General features: G+C 59.8%; 10 protein-coding genes. 4 read left to right on the forward strand and 6 right to left on the reverse strand.

What is annotated here, in order from left to right:
• The 3 genes from Q7T64_RS08215 to Q7T64_RS08225 all read right to left on the reverse strand — a co-directional run.
• On the reverse strand, positions 1 to 1062 hold a 1062-nt coding region (locus tag Q7T64_RS08215), incomplete at its 3' end, for a DUF4347 domain-containing protein (protein WP_304794139.1).
• 152 nt (positions 1063 to 1214) lie between these two features.
• Positions 1215 to 2066: an efflux RND transporter periplasmic adaptor subunit gene (locus Q7T64_RS08220; RefSeq protein ID WP_304794141.1), complete on the reverse strand. Its 852-nt coding sequence runs from the start codon at positions 2064 to 2066 to the stop codon at positions 1215 to 1217.
• The gene (locus Q7T64_RS08225; RefSeq protein ID WP_304794166.1) at positions 2063 to 3499 is read right to left on the reverse strand and encodes a TolC family protein; all 1437 of its coding nucleotides are present in this window, start codon (positions 3497 to 3499) and stop codon (positions 2063 to 2065) included. Before Q7T64_RS08225 ends, Q7T64_RS08220 begins: the two co-directional genes overlap by 4 nt.
• A gap of 501 nt (positions 3500 to 4000) precedes the next feature.
• On the opposite strand from Q7T64_RS08225, the gene Q7T64_RS08230 reads away from it, so the two are divergent.
• The 3 genes from Q7T64_RS08230 to Q7T64_RS08240 all read left to right on the forward strand — a co-directional run bounded on the left by Q7T64_RS08230 (position 4001) and on the right by Q7T64_RS08240 (position 11069).
• Positions 4001 to 4729 carry a transposase gene (locus Q7T64_RS08230; RefSeq protein WP_304794144.1) on the forward strand — a complete coding sequence of 243 codons (729 nt, stop codon included), beginning with the start codon at positions 4001 to 4003 and terminating at the stop codon, positions 4727 to 4729.
• A gap of 119 nt (positions 4730 to 4848) precedes the next feature.
• Positions 4849 to 9534 carry a glutamate synthase-related protein gene (locus Q7T64_RS08235; RefSeq protein WP_304794147.1) on the forward strand — a complete coding sequence of 1562 codons (4686 nt, stop codon included), beginning with the start codon at positions 4849 to 4851 and terminating at the stop codon, positions 9532 to 9534.
• 71 nt (positions 9535 to 9605) lie between these two features.
• Positions 9606 to 11069, forward strand: a complete 1464-nt coding sequence (locus Q7T64_RS08240; protein WP_304794150.1) for a glutamate synthase subunit beta — start codon at positions 9606 to 9608, stop codon at positions 11067 to 11069.
• Positions 11070 to 11214: 145 nt separating this feature from the next.
• Here Q7T64_RS08240 and ssb read toward each other — a convergent pair whose 3' ends face one another.
• Together ssb and Q7T64_RS08250 are read right to left on the reverse strand one after the other, a co-directional pair.
• Positions 11215 to 11697 (reverse strand): single-stranded DNA-binding protein, encoded by a 483-nt coding sequence (gene ssb, locus Q7T64_RS08245; RefSeq protein ID WP_304794154.1) that lies wholly within the window; start codon positions 11695 to 11697, stop codon positions 11215 to 11217.
• A gap of 11 nt (positions 11698 to 11708) precedes the next feature.
• Entirely contained in the window at positions 11709 to 12902 is a 1194-nt protein-coding gene (locus Q7T64_RS08250; RefSeq protein WP_304794157.1) for an MFS transporter, read from the reverse strand.
• Positions 12903 to 13093: 191 nt separating this feature from the next.
• Between Q7T64_RS08250 and uvrA the strand changes: the two genes are divergently transcribed.
• Positions 13094 to 15949: an excinuclease ABC subunit UvrA gene (gene uvrA / locus Q7T64_RS08255; protein ID WP_304794160.1), complete on the forward strand. Its 2856-nt coding sequence runs from the start codon at positions 13094 to 13096 to the stop codon at positions 15947 to 15949.
• A gap of 33 nt (positions 15950 to 15982) precedes the next feature.
• On the opposite strand, the gene Q7T64_RS08260 is transcribed toward uvrA, so the two are convergent.
• On the reverse strand, positions 15983 to 17201 hold a 1219-nt coding region (locus Q7T64_RS08260), incomplete at its 5' end, for a monovalent cation:proton antiporter family protein (protein WP_304794163.1).

The raw sequence follows: 17201 nt of genomic DNA on the forward strand, positions 1-17201 counted from the left end.
ACCGGAAGCACCAGCTCCGCTGGCAACGACCGTGCCCCCGGTGGCATTACTGCTATTCCTGAACCATTGCCAGGACACGTTTCCTGTCAGTGTGCCGGTTCCCGTCAGCACAGTGCCAGCGGCTGGCGTGGTCGTGCTATAGGTGACGACGAGCAACTGCGAGTAATCGTCGAACGCGAACGTCTTGGTCTCGACCTGGCCAATACTGTCTTCCAGTATCCAGTTGCCGCCCCGGTCTGCAGCACCGGTGCTGTCGCTTGATGCCGCCACGTCGGCCTGGGTCAATTCTGCCCAGGTTGAAATGAATTCACGGCCTTCGCTTCCGGCGCTGATCTCGCAACCGTACAACAGGATGTCCGCGTCCTGCGTCAGGTATTGCTTCCACAGCGCAAGCTCTGCACTTTGGGCCGCCAGCGCAGCATCCGTCACGGCGACACCGTTGAAGATCAGACCGCCTTCAAAGCCATGCGAAATGATATGTACGCCGGACACATTGCCGGCAGCCTTCAATGCCTCCGTCATCTGCGACCATGCGTCGCGCGCAGGATCGAGCAAGACCACGCCGATGCCGGGGCGCAGGCTACCGATGATGTCCTGGTAGTCCGCAACGCCAGCGTCCACGAACACGATTTCCTTGTGCGCCTCAAGCTGGGGCGCAATCTCCGGGCGCTCGGCAATGAGCTTGTCGAGCTCTGCGATCGGATCGACAGTGGCTGTGCTGTCCGCGCCCGCATGGGCAACATCGCGATCGGTGCTGACTTTGTCGGCGCTCTCGGCAAGCGCTGCGGCAGCGGCGGAAGTAGCATCCGCAGCGTCCAGCAACATGTTGACCGATGACAGCGTGTCGGGCAGCGTCGGTACTGGCTTGGCGTCGGCCAGCGGCCGCTCCATGACGTCGGCTGCGGTATCGATCGCCGCCGCATCGAACATGAAGCGCTGCTCCAGCACCATGGGCGCGGGCGCACGGCGCTTGAGTGCGGTCTTTCCGCCCTTCTTCTTTTTTGTCTCACGGGGCACGGCAGACGCGGCAATGTCCTGCTTCTTGCCCGGCGGGTTCGCCATGGAAGATGCAGTGGATTTCTTAGTGCTTGTTTTCTTTGTTGACATATTACCCTCCCGCTTCACGCGGTTATTTGCGCCCGTCGCCACCTGCTTTAACAGCAACTTCTATCGTTTTCTTCACCTGTGGCCAGGTCTTCGACCTGGTTTCACTTTCAGGGACTTTCCATTCCTGGAATGCGTACGCGGCCACTCATTCCTGAAACCAGCTCGGGAAAACGGCCATCGATCGCTGCGGCGATCTTTACCGACTGGCTTACCGCATCCACCCTCGCGCCGATACGGATTAATCGCGCCGGATAGGACTTCTTGGTCTCGTCAATTTCAACCTTGAACGCGCCGCCCATGCGCAGCGTCGTCAGCCAGCTGGAAGGAACCAGGAATTCCAGTTCCAGCACACTGTCGTCCAGTATTTCGAGCAGCGGCTGGCCGGCCTGTGCATACTGTTGTTCACGCACCTTCTGCTCGGCGACGCGGCCTGCATACGGCGCAGGGATCGTGCATTTGCTCAGCACGGCCTGGTTGGCCGCCACCTCTGCCCGGGCACGGTCAGCCGCTGCCTTTGACAAATCCAGATCCATCAATCCCACCGAGTTCAGTTCAGCGAGCCGGACATTTGCCTTGTAAGTCGTCTGTGCAGCATCGAGCTCGGCGGTGGCCTTGCCCATCTGCGCCTGCTGGATCGAACAATCGAAAACCACCAACGCCTGTCCGGCACGGAAATTCCCGCCTTCTGCGATGGGCAGTTTGCTGACCTTTGCGCCAATTTCAGCGGCGATGGTGGTGTAGCGCCGTGGCAACAACTGCGCGCGTATTTCCTGGCGCTCGACGTTGGAACGTGAAGACGGTGACGAAACCGCCTTTTGAATGCTGCCGGCGGGGGCATTGGCAGGAGCAGCCGCAGCCGGCTGCGGCGCCACCTTGCTCGCTTGCGCCGCGGCGTGCGGGCTGGCCGCGGCAAACAACACCAGGCCTGCGAATAGAAAATTGATCTGAATCGGCTTCATTTGCTTTGCTGTTCCTTGGTTTGCTTGCGCGCGGCCTGATCAGCCATGATTGACTGCCAGATCAGGCCATGCAGCGTGATTTTTTGCGCCAGTTCATCGGTGCCGATGTCATCGACGCCCCCGATCCGCGGCTCCACACCAAGCGTGGCCTGGAGCCTGCTCTCGGCAGCCTGCATTTGTGCCGCAGCCTGGTAGCGGCGCAGCAGACTGAGAACGGCCGCTGTTTCATTGCTGATACGTTCAAGCTTGCTCTGTGCGCGTGCCGCTTCGCGATTGATGACGATGTCGGAAATTTTGTGGTCGACGTTCCAGATTTCGTCAGCGCGTCCGAACTGACTGGTCGCATTGGCCAGTTGCAGCCGTGCGAGATGGACCTGGGCCAGCACGGCCATTTGGACCGCGATGCGACGCTGGTCTGCCAGCGCCACGCCTGCCTCGGCGAGCTTCTTCTGCGTACCGGCCGTAAACAGATTGAGCAGGCTGTACGACACCTGCACCCCCGCGTCACGCCACTTCTGGTTGACCAGGTAAGAATCCGTGTCGTAATTGAGACCATAGTTGAAGGTCAGGTTTGGAAATAACCGGTACAAAACCTTGCGCGTTTCAGTCTGTGCGATACGGCCGTTGTATTGCTGTTCGCGCAAATCGGCGTTATTGACCAGGGCGGTCTCTTCCAGTTGGTCCAGCGAGATCTTCAGCGCCTCCGACGACACATTGAACGCAGTGTCGACCAGCTCGAGTACCGTCCCCTGGGGCACGTTGATCAATGTCGCCAGCTCGATCTGCGCGCTGGAGAGTTCCTGTTCGATCGATTCCAGCAGCCGCAGGTTTTCCAGTATCTGGCGCTGATACCGCAGTGCGTCCAGTGGATTGCGGATGCGTTCCTCTTCGGTCTTGCGCGAATCCACCAGCGCCTCTTCGGCACTGGCGATGATGCGCTGCACTTCACCTTTGAGCTTTTGCGCGCTGACAGCCCGCCAGTACACGGTGCGCACGTCCTGCATCAGTACGTGCATTGCCTTGCGCCGTTTCTCGGCCGCGACCAATACCCGGTCGGCTGCTTGCAGGGTGTTCAGATAGCCGACCCCCATCTCCAGCATGTTCCAGGTCAGTCCCAATTGGCTGACCACATGGGTGCGGTCTTGCGAAACGAAGTTCGACGGCACCAGCTCACCAGTGGCGATATTCCGGCTCAACGTTGTGCGGTCACTGTCACGCGACGAGAAGCCCGACTGGGCAACCAGCTTTGGCAGCATGTCGAGCTTGGCGACATCAAGCTGGTTCAGGGCGATTGCCTCTTCCATCAGCTTGGTGCGGCGGTCGAGGTTGTACTTGAGAGCGCGCGCCGTGGCTTGCTCCAGCGTGAGCGGGCCGGTGATAGGGTCATTCCCCCTGAACGCGGCAACACGATCAGCAGCCGTCTGCACGGACATATCCTTGTCCGATACCGGCTTGGGTTGGATCGCGGTACACGCTCCGACGAACATGAGTAACAGGCTCCCCGACAATCTGATTAATCTTTTTTGCATGCAGGTCGTGACGTTGACTCGTACTGATTGAAGGCGGTCGAATGTGCTACCGTAATTCCGGGCGCAGTCGGTCTCCACTGATGGATGGCAAGCGCAAAAAGTCCTCAAGTGCACCTGCAACCGCCAAGGTGTGTGCACGAGAAGATTCCTGAAAGACAGTGAATTCGCAAACGATAAGTGTTCGACAATAGAACTAATACCAATGATTGACGTTAGCCAAAGTTTGCTTTCACGACCCTTTATCCACAGCAACGCACTCAGTATATCTTCAGAACGGGCTGGATGTTAGTGCCCGGAAACGTTTTTCGCATAGTTTATTTTTAGTAATGTTTATCCAAGGAAATAAATTGACCGAAAACACTGTGCGAGCCATTACTCTCATAGAGAAAAAGGAATGATTGCGGGATGGCACGATCTGCTCGATTTGTTGCAATAAAGCAAGCACATTTGGTCGCACAATCTGCGCTGGATGGGCTTGGTTTTTTCCGTGAAAACGCCGACTTTGTTATTTTTTTGGAACTGCTTAAAAATTCAGCAAAAGTTAATGCCGTGGCAATTCACGGTTATGTTCTGCTGCCGTCGGAAATTGTTCTGGTTGCAACGCCGTCCGCGACAGATTCGCTATCCAAGCTGATGCAATGGGTCGGCCGGCGGTATGTCCCCTATTACAACCGCAAGTACCACCGCACCGGCCCGCTCTGGCGCTCACGCTTTCGGGCGGCCGTCATCGAAGCGGCCAGCCACCTGCTCCCGGCTTGCCAATACGTTGAAGAGGCACCAGTACGGAAAGGCCTCGGATCCTCGCCGGGCGACTATCCCTGGTCGAGTTATCATGTCCATGCCGGCCTGCAGCCCGACAGCCTGGTATCCGACCACCCGAGTTACTGGTCGCTTGGCAATACGCCCTTCGATCGCGAGGCAGCCTATCGTCGCTTGATGGAGCTAGCACTGCCAGGCTCCACTATCACACTGATCGAAAGCGGCTTGCGCAGTGGTTGGGCGATCGGCTCGACTGCGTTTGCCGAGTCACTGCAAAAATTGGCCGGCCGGCGTCTGGCTCCCGCGCCAAGAGGCCGTCCGCCCGGCCGTCGTGCACTTGGCGCACCAAAACAATACGATCCCGTCCCCAATTAATCTCGCTCGTCTCGAAGGCGCGCATTAATTGGTGTACGACCCTATTTTATTTCCTTGTACTCTACAGGGCCATGCACTATTCTCTCGGTTCGATCTGATTTCAGCATTGGAGCAGGGCTATGCACGCGCAAGGTTTATACGATCCGGCCAACGAACACGATGCCTGTGGGGTTGGCTTCATTGCCCATATCAAAGGCAAGAAAAGTCATTCCATCGTCGAGCAGGGATTGCAGATCCTGAAGAATCTCGACCATCGGGGTGCGGTCGGTGCCGACAAGCTGATGGGCGATGGCGCGGGCATCCTGATCCAGGTTCCGGATCAGTACTACCGCGAAGAGATGGCCAAACAAGGCGTGGGCCTGCCGCCGCCAGGCGAATATGGCGTGGGCATGGTGTTCTTGCCAAAAGAAAATGCCTCGCGCATGGCCTGTGAGCAGGAAATCGAACGCAGGGTATTGGCCGAAGGCCAGGTGGTGCTGGGCTGGCGCGATGTCGCCATCGACCACGACATGCCGATGTCGCCAACGGTGCGCGCCAAAGAGCCGGTGATCCGTCAGATCTTCATCGGTCGCGGCCCGGACATCATGGTGACCGACGCACTGGAGCGAAAGCTCTATATCATCCGCAAAGCATCGGGCCATGCGATCCAGCGCCTGAACCTGCTGCACGGCAAGGAATTCTTCGTGCCGTCCATGTCGGCCCGTACCGTGGTCTACAAGGGCTTGTTGCTGGCCGACCAGGTCGGCGTGTATTACAAGGACTTGCAGGATCCGCGCTGCATTTCGGCGCTGGCCCTGGTGCACCAGCGCTTTTCGACCAACACTTTCCCGGAGTGGCCGCTGGCGCACCCCTACCGCCTGATTGCCCACAACGGCGAGATCAACACCGTCAAGGGCAACTTCAACTGGATGCGGGCGCGCGAAGGCGTGATGAAATCCGCCGTGCTGGGCGACGACCTGCAAAAACTCTTCCCCCTGATCTACGAAGGACAGTCCGACACAGCCTGCTTCGACAACGCGCTCGAACTGCTGGTGATGGCCGGCTACCCGATTGCGCAAGCAATGATGATGATGATCCCGGAAGCCTGGGAAAACCACACGCTGATGGACGATAACCGCCGCGCCTTCTATGAATACCATGCCGCGATGATGGAGCCGTGGGACGGCCCCGCCGCCATGGCCTTCACCGATGGCCGCCATATTGGCGGTACGCTGGACCGCAATGGCTTGCGGCCGGCGCGTTACATCATTACCGACGACGACCTCGTCGTGATGGCGTCGGAATCCGGCGTGCTGCCGATACCGGAAGCGCGCATCATCCAGAAATGGCGCCTGCAGCCGGGCAAGATGTTCCTGATCGACCTCGACGCCGGCCGGATCATCGACGACAAGGAACTCAAGGACACCTACGCCAACGCCAAGCCTTACAAGCAGTGGATCGAATCGGTTCGCATCAAGCTGGGCGAACTCAAGAGCGGCGAAGCTGAAGCAGCGTCCGAGGTGTCGTTGCTGGATCGCCAGCAAGCCTTCGGCTATACGCAGGAAGATCTCAAGTTCCTGATGTCGCCAATGGCAATCACCGGCGACGAGCCGGTTGGCTCAATGGGCAATGATTCGCCGCTGGCCGTCATGTCCAACAAGAACAAGCCGCTGTATAACTACTTCAAGCAGTTGTTCGCCCAGGTCACCAACCCGCCAATAGATCCGATCCGGGAAGCCATGGTGATGTCGCTGGTGTCATTCATTGGCCCGAAGCCGAACCTGCTTGATACCAACAACATCAATCCGCCAATGCGGCTGGAAGTCTCGCAGCCCATCCTCGATTACGCCGACATCGTCAAGCTGCGCCAGATCAGCCAGCACACTGGCGGCAAGTTCAAGTCGCATGAATTGGACATTTGCTATCCAATCAGCTGGGGCAAGGAAGGCATTGAAGCCTGCCTGGCCTCGCTGTGCGCCAAGGCGGTCGACGCGGTCAAGTCCGGCGTCAATATCCTGATCCTGTCGGATCGCCAGATGAGCGCGACCCAGGTCGCCATTCCTGCGCTGCTGGCGACATCGGCAATCCACCTGCATCTGGTCAGTCGCGGACTGCGTACATCCACCGGCCTGGTGATCGAAACCGGCTCGGCACGCGAGACGCATCACTTCGCGCTGCTGGCCGGCTATGGCGCCGAAGCCATCCACCCCTACCTGGCACTCGATACGCTGGCGGAAATGGCAAAAGGCCTGTCCGGCGACCTGTCGCCGGAAAAAGCGATCTACAACTTCCAGAAGGCGGTCGGCAAGGGCTTGATGAAAGTGATGTCGAAGATGGGCATCTCCACCTACATGTCCTACTGTGGCGCCCAGATCTTTGAAGCAATCGGCCTGAACAGCATCCTGGTCAACAAGTACTTCAAGGGCACGTCCTCCAATGTGGAAGGTATCGGCGTATTTGAAATCGCCGAAGAAGCGCTACGCCTGCATGCCCAGGCGTTCAGCCGCGATCCGCTACTGGCGCACGCGCTCGATGCCGGCGGCGAATACGCGTTCCGGGTTCGCGGTGAGGACCACATGTGGACCCCGGATGCGATCGCCAAGCTGCAGCACTCCACCCGATCAGGCAACTTCAACACTTACAAGGAATATGCGCAGATCATCAACGACCAGTCGCGTCGCCACATGACCTTGCGCGGGCTGTTCGAATTCAAGCTCGACCCGTCCAAGGCAATTCCCCTCGATGAAGTCGAGCCGGCCAAGGAAATCGTCAAGCGTTTTGCTACCGGCGCGATGTCGCTCGGCTCGATTTCTACCGAAGCGCATACGACGCTGGCCATCGCCATGAACCGGATCGGCGGCAAGTCCAATACCGGCGAAGGCGGTGAAGACGAACTGCGTTATCGCAACGAGCTCAAGGGCATTCCGATCAAGCAAGGCGACACGATTGCCTCGATCATCGGACGCGACCGGATTGAAGTCGACATCCCGCTGCAGGCGGGTGATTCATTGCGCTCGAAGATCAAGCAGGTGGCGTCGGGCCGGTTTGGCGTGACAGCGGAATACCTGGTGTCGGCCGACCAGATCCAGATCAAGATGGCGCAGGGCGCCAAGCCTGGCGAGGGCGGACAACTGCCCGGACACAAGGTGTCGGAATATATCGCCAAGCTGCGCTTCTCGGTTCCGGGCGTGGGACTGATCTCGCCGCCGCCGCACCATGACATCTATTCCATTGAAGACCTGGCGCAACTGATCCATGATCTGAAAAATGCCAATCCGCGGGCATCAATCTCGGTCAAGCTGGTGTCCGAAGTGGGCGTTGGCACGATCGCCGCAGGCGTTGCCAAGGCCAAGGCCGACCACGTCGTGATTGCCGGTCACGACGGCGGCACTGGCGCATCGCCGCTGTCCTCCATCAAGCACGCCGGTTCGCCCTGGGAATTGGGCCTGGCCGAAACGCAGCAGACGCTGGTCCTGAACCGCCTGCGCAGCCGGATCCGCGTACAGACCGATGGCCAGATCAAGACTGGCCGCGACGTCGTGATCGCTGCCATGCTGGGCGCTGACGAAGTCGGCTTTGCGACGGCGCCGCTGGTTGCCGAAGGCTGCATCATGATGCGCAAGTGCCACCTCAATACCTGTCCGGTCGGCGTTGCCACGCAAGACCCGGTACTGCGCGCACGATTCTCCGGCAAGCCGGAGTACGTGGTGAACTACTTCTTCTTCGTCGCAGAAGAAGCGCGCCAGTTGATGGCGCAACTCGGCATCCGGACCTACAACGAGCTGATCGGCCGTTCCGACCTGCTGGACCGTTCCAAGGCGGTCGCCCACTGGAAAGCACGTGGCCTGGACTTCTCGCGCATATTCCATCAACCGGACATGCCAGCAACCGAACCGCGTTATCAGGTTGAAGAGCAGGATCATGGCCTGGAGCGCGCGCTCGATCACAAACTGATCGCACAAGCACGCACCGCACTGGAGAAAGGCGAGCGCGTTTCGTTCATTTCCCCGGTCAAGAACGTCAACCGTACGGTGGGCACCATGTTGTCTGGCGAAGTGGCCCGACGCTACGGCCATGAGGGGCTGCCGGACGACACCATCCACATCCAGTTGCACGGCACCGCCGGCCAGTCCTTCGGTGCATTCCTTGCCAACGGCATTACCTTCGATCTCGTCGGTGAGGGCAACGACTATGTCGGCAAGGGCCTGTCGGGCGGTCGCATCATCGTGCGTCCGAACAACGAGTTTCGCGGCCGCGCTGTCGACAACATCGTGGTCGGCAATACCGTGCTGTACGGCGCCATCGCCGGCGATGCGTATTTCAACGGTGTTGCCGGCGAACGTTTTGCGGTGCGCAATTCGGGAGCGGCAGCGGTTGTCGAAGGCACCGGCGATCACGGCTGCGAATACATGACGGGCGGCACCGTCGTGGTGCTCGGCAGCACAGGGCGCAATTTTGCGGCCGGCATGTCAGGCGGCATTGCCTATGTCTATGATCCGGACGGCGACTTCGCGCTCAAATGCAACACGGCCATGGTCGCACTCGAGCCTGTGCTGGCTGCGGCCGAGCAAGACGCCAAGCTGCCGCGCGCGGCCTGGCACAGCGTGATCCGTGACGGCGAGGTCCAGCACGATGAAGCCATCCTGCGCGGACTGATCGAGCGCCATTTCAAGTACACCGGCAGCACGCGCGCCCGTGCCCTGCTCGATGACTGGACCAATGCGCGCGCCAAATTCGTCAAGATCTTCCCGACGGAATACAAGCGCGCCTTGCTAGAACTCGATGCGGCCCGCACCAAGGCGGAATCCGAAAAAGTCGCAGCATAACGATCAACCCGAGCATCGGCATCGGTCGCAGGTGACCGATGCCGTGCAGCAAGAAAAAACGTGAGTGAAAAATGGGAAAAGTAACCGGTTTTCTGGAATTCCAGCGATTGCAAGAGGCCAGCGAGGCGACCACATCGCGGCTCAAGCATTACAAGGAATTCGTCATGCACCTGAGCGACGACCAGGCCAAGGTGCAAGGGGCACGCTGCATGGATTGCGGCATCCCGTTCTGCACCAGCGGCTGCCCGGTCAACAACATCATTCCGGACTGGAACGACCTCGTATATCGGGGCAATTACCGCGAAGCGCTGGACAACCTGCATTCGACCAATAACTTCCCCGAATTTACCGGCCGCATTTGTCCGGCGCCGTGCGAATCCGCCTGCACGCTGAATATCAACAGTGAAGCGGTCGGCATCAAGTCGATCGAGCACTTCATTATCGACAAGGGCTGGGAAAACGGCTGGGTGGTTCCCGCTCCCGCTGCCCAACGCACCGGCAAGAAGGTCGCGGTAGTCGGCTCCGGGCCAGCCGGACTGGCGGCGGCCCAGCAGTTGGCGCGCGTCGGCCATGATGTGACAGTGTTCGAAAAAAATAGCCGGATCGGCGGATTGCTGCGCTATGGCATTCCCGACTTCAAGATGGAAAAGTCATCGATCGACCGCCGTGTCGAGCAGATGCAGGCCGAAGGCGTTCGCTTCCGTACCGGCGTGCTGGTTGGCCGCGATTTTCCGGCAAAAGTGCAGAACGATGCACAAGAAACCATCTCGCATGAGCAACTGCAGAGCGACTTCGACGCCATCATCCTGGCCGGCGGCGCAGAGCAGCCGCGCGACCTTCCGGTACCGGGCCGCGAACTCAAGGGCGTGCATTTCGCCATGGAGTTCCTGCCCTTGCAAAACAAGGTCAATGCGGGCGACAAACTCAAGGACCAGATCGTAGCAACCGGCAAGCACGTCATTGTCATCGGCGGCGGCGACACCGGTTCCGACTGCGTCGGCACATCCAACCGCCAGGGCGCAGCTTCAGTGACCCAGTTCGAACTGATGCCGCAGCCGCCGGAGCAGGAAGACAAGCCGATGGTCTGGCCGTACTGGCCGATCAAGATGCGCACCTCCTCTTCCCATGAAGAAGGCTGCGAGCGCGACTGGGCCATCGCCACCAAACGGGTGGAAGGCAAGAACGGCACGGTGGAAAAGCTGATCGCAGCGCGCGTCGAATGGAAAGACGGCAAGATGCAGGAAGTGCCGGACTCTGAAATCGAGATGAAGGCCGACCTGGTCCTGCTGGCGATGGGTTTTGTCGCACCGGTTGGCCAGGTGCTCGATGCATTCGGTTTGGAGAAAGATGCACGTGGCAACGCGAAGGCGAGCACCGACGGCGAGGGTTGCTACAAGACCTCGGTAGACAAGGTGTTTGCTGCGGGCGACATGCGGCGCGGCCAGTCCCTGGTGGTGTGGGCGATTCGCGAAGGCCGGCAGTGCGCGCGCGCTGTCGACGAGCACCTGATGGGCAGCAGCGTGCTGCCACGCTGATCCAGCCGACCCGCAGTGGGTCGAACCTGAAAAAAAGGCCGGAAGCTTTTGCTCCCGGCCTTTTTTAATGCATGTGCGGCTTTCGCGTTGGTCCGGCTTTACTGGTCAGGCATCCGGTAGCGGATACCTGACGGGAGCTTGCGGATCAGAATGGAATGTCGTCGTCCATGTCCGAGAAATTCGGCGCCGGACGCGAGGCCGCGGGACGATTTGCTGCAGCCGCCGGCGCTGCCTGCCGCGGCGCACCGCCGCCGTAGCTGTCGTCGGTCTGCGGGCCGTTGCCGCCCGCACCCTGGCGGCTTCCCAGCATCTGCATGGTATCGGCCTTGATGTCGGTAGCATACTTTTCGACGCCATCCTTGTCGGTGTACTTGCGCGTGCGCAGGCTGCCTTCAATGTAGACCTGCGAACCTTTTTTCAGGTACTGCGCAGCGATTTCCGCGAGCTTGCCGAAGAACGTGATGCGATGCCATTCGGTCTGCTCTTTTTTCTCGCCCGAGGTCTTGTCTTTCCAGCTGTCCGTCGTAGCGACGGCGATGGTCGTCATGGCGTCGCCGCTGGGCATGTAGCGCGTCTCCGGATCACGACCGAGGTTGCCTACGATGATTACCTTGTTTACCGATGCCATAGTTCTCTCCGTTAGGCCGTGGGCGCCAGGTGCTGGCTGCGCCGCGGCAGGTTCTTCATGTTAGCGGCGATTATAAGCCACGCCAAGCTCAGCACAGTGCCCAGGATAAAGACCGATGCCGGCCCGACGTTCTGCACCAGCCAGCCACCCAGCGCACCGCCGCAAAACAGGCCGAGCGCCTGCAATGTGTTGTACACGCCCAGCGCCGCCCCCCTGCCGGCAGCCGGTGCAATCCGGGACACCAGCGAAGGCTGGGTCGCTTCCAGCACGTTGAATGCGATAAAAAACAGCAACAACATGACCACCAGCATCCAGGCCGGCGTACCGGCAATCATGAACACCACTCCCATTGCCACCTGGACCAGCACCAACAGCGCAATGGCCGCCACGAATACCTGCTTCATCATGCCGCGCTTTTCGCCGATGAAAATCGGCGGCAGCATCAAGGCAAAGGAAACCAGCACAACCGGCAGGTAGACCTTCCAGTGTTCTTGCACCGGCAATCCCAACTGGCTGACCAGGGCGGATGGCACGACCACGAACATGGCCATTTGCGTCACATGCAGCGCAAATACGCCGTAATTGAGTCGCATCAGTTCAGGGTCGCGCAGCACCTCGGTGAAAGACGCCGGCTTTTTGGGCAAGGGCGGCGCTTCCGGCGTGATGTAGAGGACCACGAAAATCGCGGCAATCGACAGGATGGCGATCAGATAGAACATGCCCGCCATGCCGATCCAGTCATACAGCAAGGGTGCGCCAACCAGCGAACCGGCAAACGTCAGACCGATCGAGCCGCCCACCATGGCCATTGCCTTGGTACGGTGTTCTTCGCGGGTAGCGTCGGCGATGAATGCGGTGACCGCCGCAGAAATCGCACCCGCCCCCTGCACGGCCCTGCCCGCAATCACCCAGTAGATGTCGTCAGCCAGGGCGCAGATCAGCGAACCGATTGCAAACAGCAGCAGCCCGATCACGATGATGCGCTTGCGGCCGTACCGGTCAGAGGCCGCACCAAGCGGTATCTGGCCGAATGACTGCGTCAATCCGTAGATGCCCAGCGCCAGTCCGACCATGGTTGCGCTGGCGCCGCCGGGCAGGGTTTGTGCGTGTATGGCAAATACCGGCAGGATCAGGAACAAGCCGAGCATGCGCAGCGCGAAGATCGAGGCCAGCGATACGCTGGCACGAATTTCGAGGGCCGACATGGGTGAGGCGATGAGCGGGGTAGGGATTGATGCCATGTTGGAAACGATTATCGGCCGGAGATCCGCGTCGGAGTCGGGTGGTCAGGGGTAACCGTAACGACTCGTTTAAAACCCGCTATAGTAGCAGGTTGGCCCATTTACCCGGCGCACGCCCTGCCACCACCAATCGTGCGCCTTACGCGAAAGCCGTCATGGAAGAAATCCGCATTCGAGGTGCACGTACGCACAATCTGAAGAACATCAGTCTCGACCTGCCACGCAACAAACTGATCGTGATCACCGGCCTTTCCGGGTCAGGCAAATCGTCGCTCGCATTCGACACCTTGTATGCAGAAGGGCAACGTCGCTATGTGGAGTCGCTGTCTGCTTATGCCCGTCAATTCCTGCAATTGATGGAAAAGCCCGATGTCGACTTGATCGAAGGCTTGTCGCCTGCGATTTCCATCGAGCAAAAGGCGACCTCGCACAATCCGCGCTCCACGGTGGGCACGGTGACTGAGATACATGACTACCTGCGGCTGCTGTATGCGCGGGTCGGCACGCCCTACTGTCCGAGTCATCCGGTTCATGCGCTGGCGGCGCAATCGGTGTCGCAGATGGTCGACGCGGTATTGCAATTGCCGGAAGACACGCGGTTGATGATACTGGCGCCGGTTGTTGCCAACCGCAAGGGCGAGCATGTCGATCTGTTCGAGCAGATGCAGGCGCAGGGCTTTGTGCGTTTCCGTGTGCAAAGCGGCACCGGCAAGACGCGCATCGTCGAGTCCGATGACTTGCCGAAGCTGAAAAAAACCGAAAAGCACACCATCGACGTTGTCGTTGACCGGGTGAAAGTAAAGGCCGACATCAAGCAACGCCTGGCCGAGAGCTTCGAAACCGCGCTGCGCCTGGCCGACGGCCGTGCGATCGCGCAGGAACTGGATACCGGCACCGAGCATTTGTATTCGAGCAAATTCGCGTGCGCCATCTGCGGCTATTCGCTGCAAGAACTGGAACCGCGGCTGTTCTCGTTCAATAACCCGATGGGCGCCTGCCCGGAGTGCGACGGACTCGGCCACATCGAATTTTTCGATCCGAAACGGATCGTCGCCTTCCCCAACCTGTCGCTGGCCTCGGGTGCGGTGAAAGGCTGGGATCGTCGCAACCAGTTCTATTTCCAGATGTTGACAGCGCTCGGGGCTTACTATGAGTTCGACCTCGACACGCCGTTCGAACAACTCCCAGAGAAGGCACAGCAGGTGATCCTGTTCGGTTCAGGCAAACAAGCCATTCCGTTCACCTACCTGAACGAGCGCGGCCGTGCCGTCGTGCGGGAACATACGTTCGAAGGGATTGTTCACAACCTGCAGCGCCGCTACCGTGAAACCGACTCGATGGCGGTGAAAGAAGAGCTGGCGAAATTCATCAGCGAAAAATCCTGTCCGGCCTGCGACGGCAGCCGCTTGAGGATCGAAGCCCGCTTCGTCAAGGTCGGGAATGGCGACCAGGAGCGCGCGATTTTTGAAGTGGCGGCAACGCCGCTGCGCGAGACGCTGGAATTTTTCGAGAACCTGACGCTGACCGGTGCCAAGCGCGATATCGCCGATCGCATCATCAAGGAAATCGTGTCGCGGCTGCGATTCCTGAATAATGTCGGCCTTGACTATCTTTCGCTGGAGCGCAGTGCCGACACCCTGTCCGGCGGCGAGGCGCAGCGCATCCGGCTGGCGTCGCAGATCGGCTCCGGACTGACTGGTGTGATGTACGTGCTCGACGAGCCGTCGATCGGACTGCACCAGCGCGACAACGATCGTCTGATCGAGACCCTGAAGCATTTGCGCGACATCGGCAACAGCGTGCTGGTGGTGGAGCATGATGAAGACGCCATCCGCAGCGCCGACTATATCGTCGACATGGGCTTGGGCGCAGGCGTGCATGGCGGCGAATTGATCGCCGAAGGCACCCTGGCCGATATCCTCAAAAACAAGAAATCCCTGACCGCGCAGTACCTGAACGGGAACTTCGAGATCAAGGTGCCAAAAAAACGCACGCCGCCAGATCCGCAGCGCCAATTGATCATCACCGGCGCCTCCGGAAACAACCTGAAGTCGGTCAACTTCCGCTTACCGGTCGGCCTGCTGACCTGCGTGACCGGCGTTTCCGGTTCGGGCAAATCGTCACTGGTCAATGACACGCTTTACCTGAGCGCATCGCGCCATCTGTACGGCTCGCATGCGGAGCCGTCGATGCACGAATCGGTTTCAGGAATGGAACACTTCGACAAGGTGATTGCGGTCGACCAGGCGCCGATCGGGCGCACGCCGCGCTCCAATCCGGCGACCTACACGGGTGTATTCACGCCGATTCGCGACCTGTTCTCGACCGTGCCAACCGCCAAGGAGCGCGGCTATTCGGCAGGACGATTCTCGTTCAACGTGAAAGGTGGCCGTTGCGAGGCTTGCCAGGGCGATGGCGTGCTGACGGTGGAGATGCACTTCCTGCCGGATGTCTACGTTCCCTGCGACGTCTGCCACGGCAAACGCTACAACCGTGAAACACTGGAAGTCCAATACAAGGGCAAGAACATTACCCAGGTACTCGACATGACGGTCGAAGACGCGCATGTGTTCTTCAAGCCGGTCCCCATCATTGCCCGCAAGCTGCAAACCTTGCTCGACGTCGGACTGGGCTACATCCGGCTTGGCCAAAGTGCGACGACCTTGTCCGGTGGCGAGGCGCAGCGCGTAAAGCTGTCGCTCGAATTGTCCAAGCGCGACACCGGACGCACGCTGTACATCCTGGATGAACCGACCACAGGCCTGCATTTCCATGACATCGACCTGCTGCTGAAGGTAATCCATCGCCTGCGCGACCAAGGCAATACGGTGGTCATCATTGAACACAACCTGGATGTCATCAAGACTGCCGACTGGGTCGTGGATTTAGGCCCCGAAGGTGGTGCGGGCGGTGGCGAGATCATTGCCCAGGGAACCCCGGAAGAGGTCGGCGACAATCCGGCCAGTTTCACCGGGAAATACCTTGGGCCTTTGTTGAAAAAGAAAAAGTGACGGCAGTGCGCCTGAGTCCCGCCGTGGCCGGGCTCAGGCGCCCAGCAAGCGGGCTTCCGCCCGCGCGATCCCTTCGCTGCCGCCGCGCAAAACCACGATGTCGCCCGCTTCCAGCACCGTGGCAACAGATATCGCAATCCTGGTCTTGCCGCGTCGTATCGCGGTAATTTCGGCGCCCAATTCCTGCAAATTGAGTGTGTTCAATGCCCGGCCAATGCTGCGGGCATGCTGCCCCAGGAACACCGAATGCAAGCGGATGTTGAGCTGATCGCCGTCATCCGCCTGGTCACCCTGCCCGTGGAAGTAACCCCGCAGGGAGACGTAGCGTTCACCCCTGGCCGCCTGCACACGGTGCACCACCTTGCGCAGCGGTACGCCCATGATCAACAGGGCGTGCGACGCCAGCATCAGGCTGCCCTCGATGGCTTCCGGTACGACTTCGCTCGCACCGCCTGCCATCAGTTTCTCAATGTCCGAGTCATCGTAGCTGCGAACCACAACGGGCAGCATTGGCGCCAGCTCGTGCGCATGGTGCAGCAGCTTGAGCGCTGATGCGGTATCGGCGTAGGTAATGATCAGCGCGGCGGCACGATGGATACCTGCTGCCACCAGGCTTTCCCGGCGCGAAGCATCACCGTACGAAACCGATGCCCCCGCGCCCTGGGCTTCCTGTACCCGTTCCGGATCGAGGTCGAGCGCATGGTAGGCAATCCCCTCCTCCTCCAGCAGCCTGGCCAGGCTCTGCCCGCTGCGTCCAAAGCCCGCAATCACCACGTGGCGCTGGGTGTTCATGCTGCGCGCGGCAATTTGCGTCAGCGCCACCGATTGCATCATCCACTCGTTGGCAGAGAATTTCAGTGCAATGACATCCATCTTGCTCAGCATAAACGGCGCCAGCAGCATCGACAGCACCATCGATGCCAGCACCAACTGCACCAGGAACGGATCGACCAGCTTCAGGCCGCCAATCAGGGTCAGCAGCACGAAACCGAATTCGCCCGCTTGCGCGAGCCCCAGGCCAGTACGGATCGCCACGCCCGGCGAAGCGCCAAACAGGCGGGCCAGCACGGCAATCAAGCCGAATTTCAACAGCACCGGAATCACCAGCAGCAGCAGTACCAACCACCAGTTTTCCAGCACCAGGCGGATGTTGAGCAGCATGCCGACCGTGATGAAGAACAGGCCCAGCAGGACGTCGCGGAACGGCTTGATGTCTTCCTCGACCTGGTGCCGGTACTCGGTTTCTGAAATC

Origin of the sequence: Lacisediminimonas sp. (genome assembly GCF_030645335.1) — a bacterium.
GTDB lineage: Bacteria > Pseudomonadota > Gammaproteobacteria > Burkholderiales > Burkholderiaceae_D > Lacisediminimonas.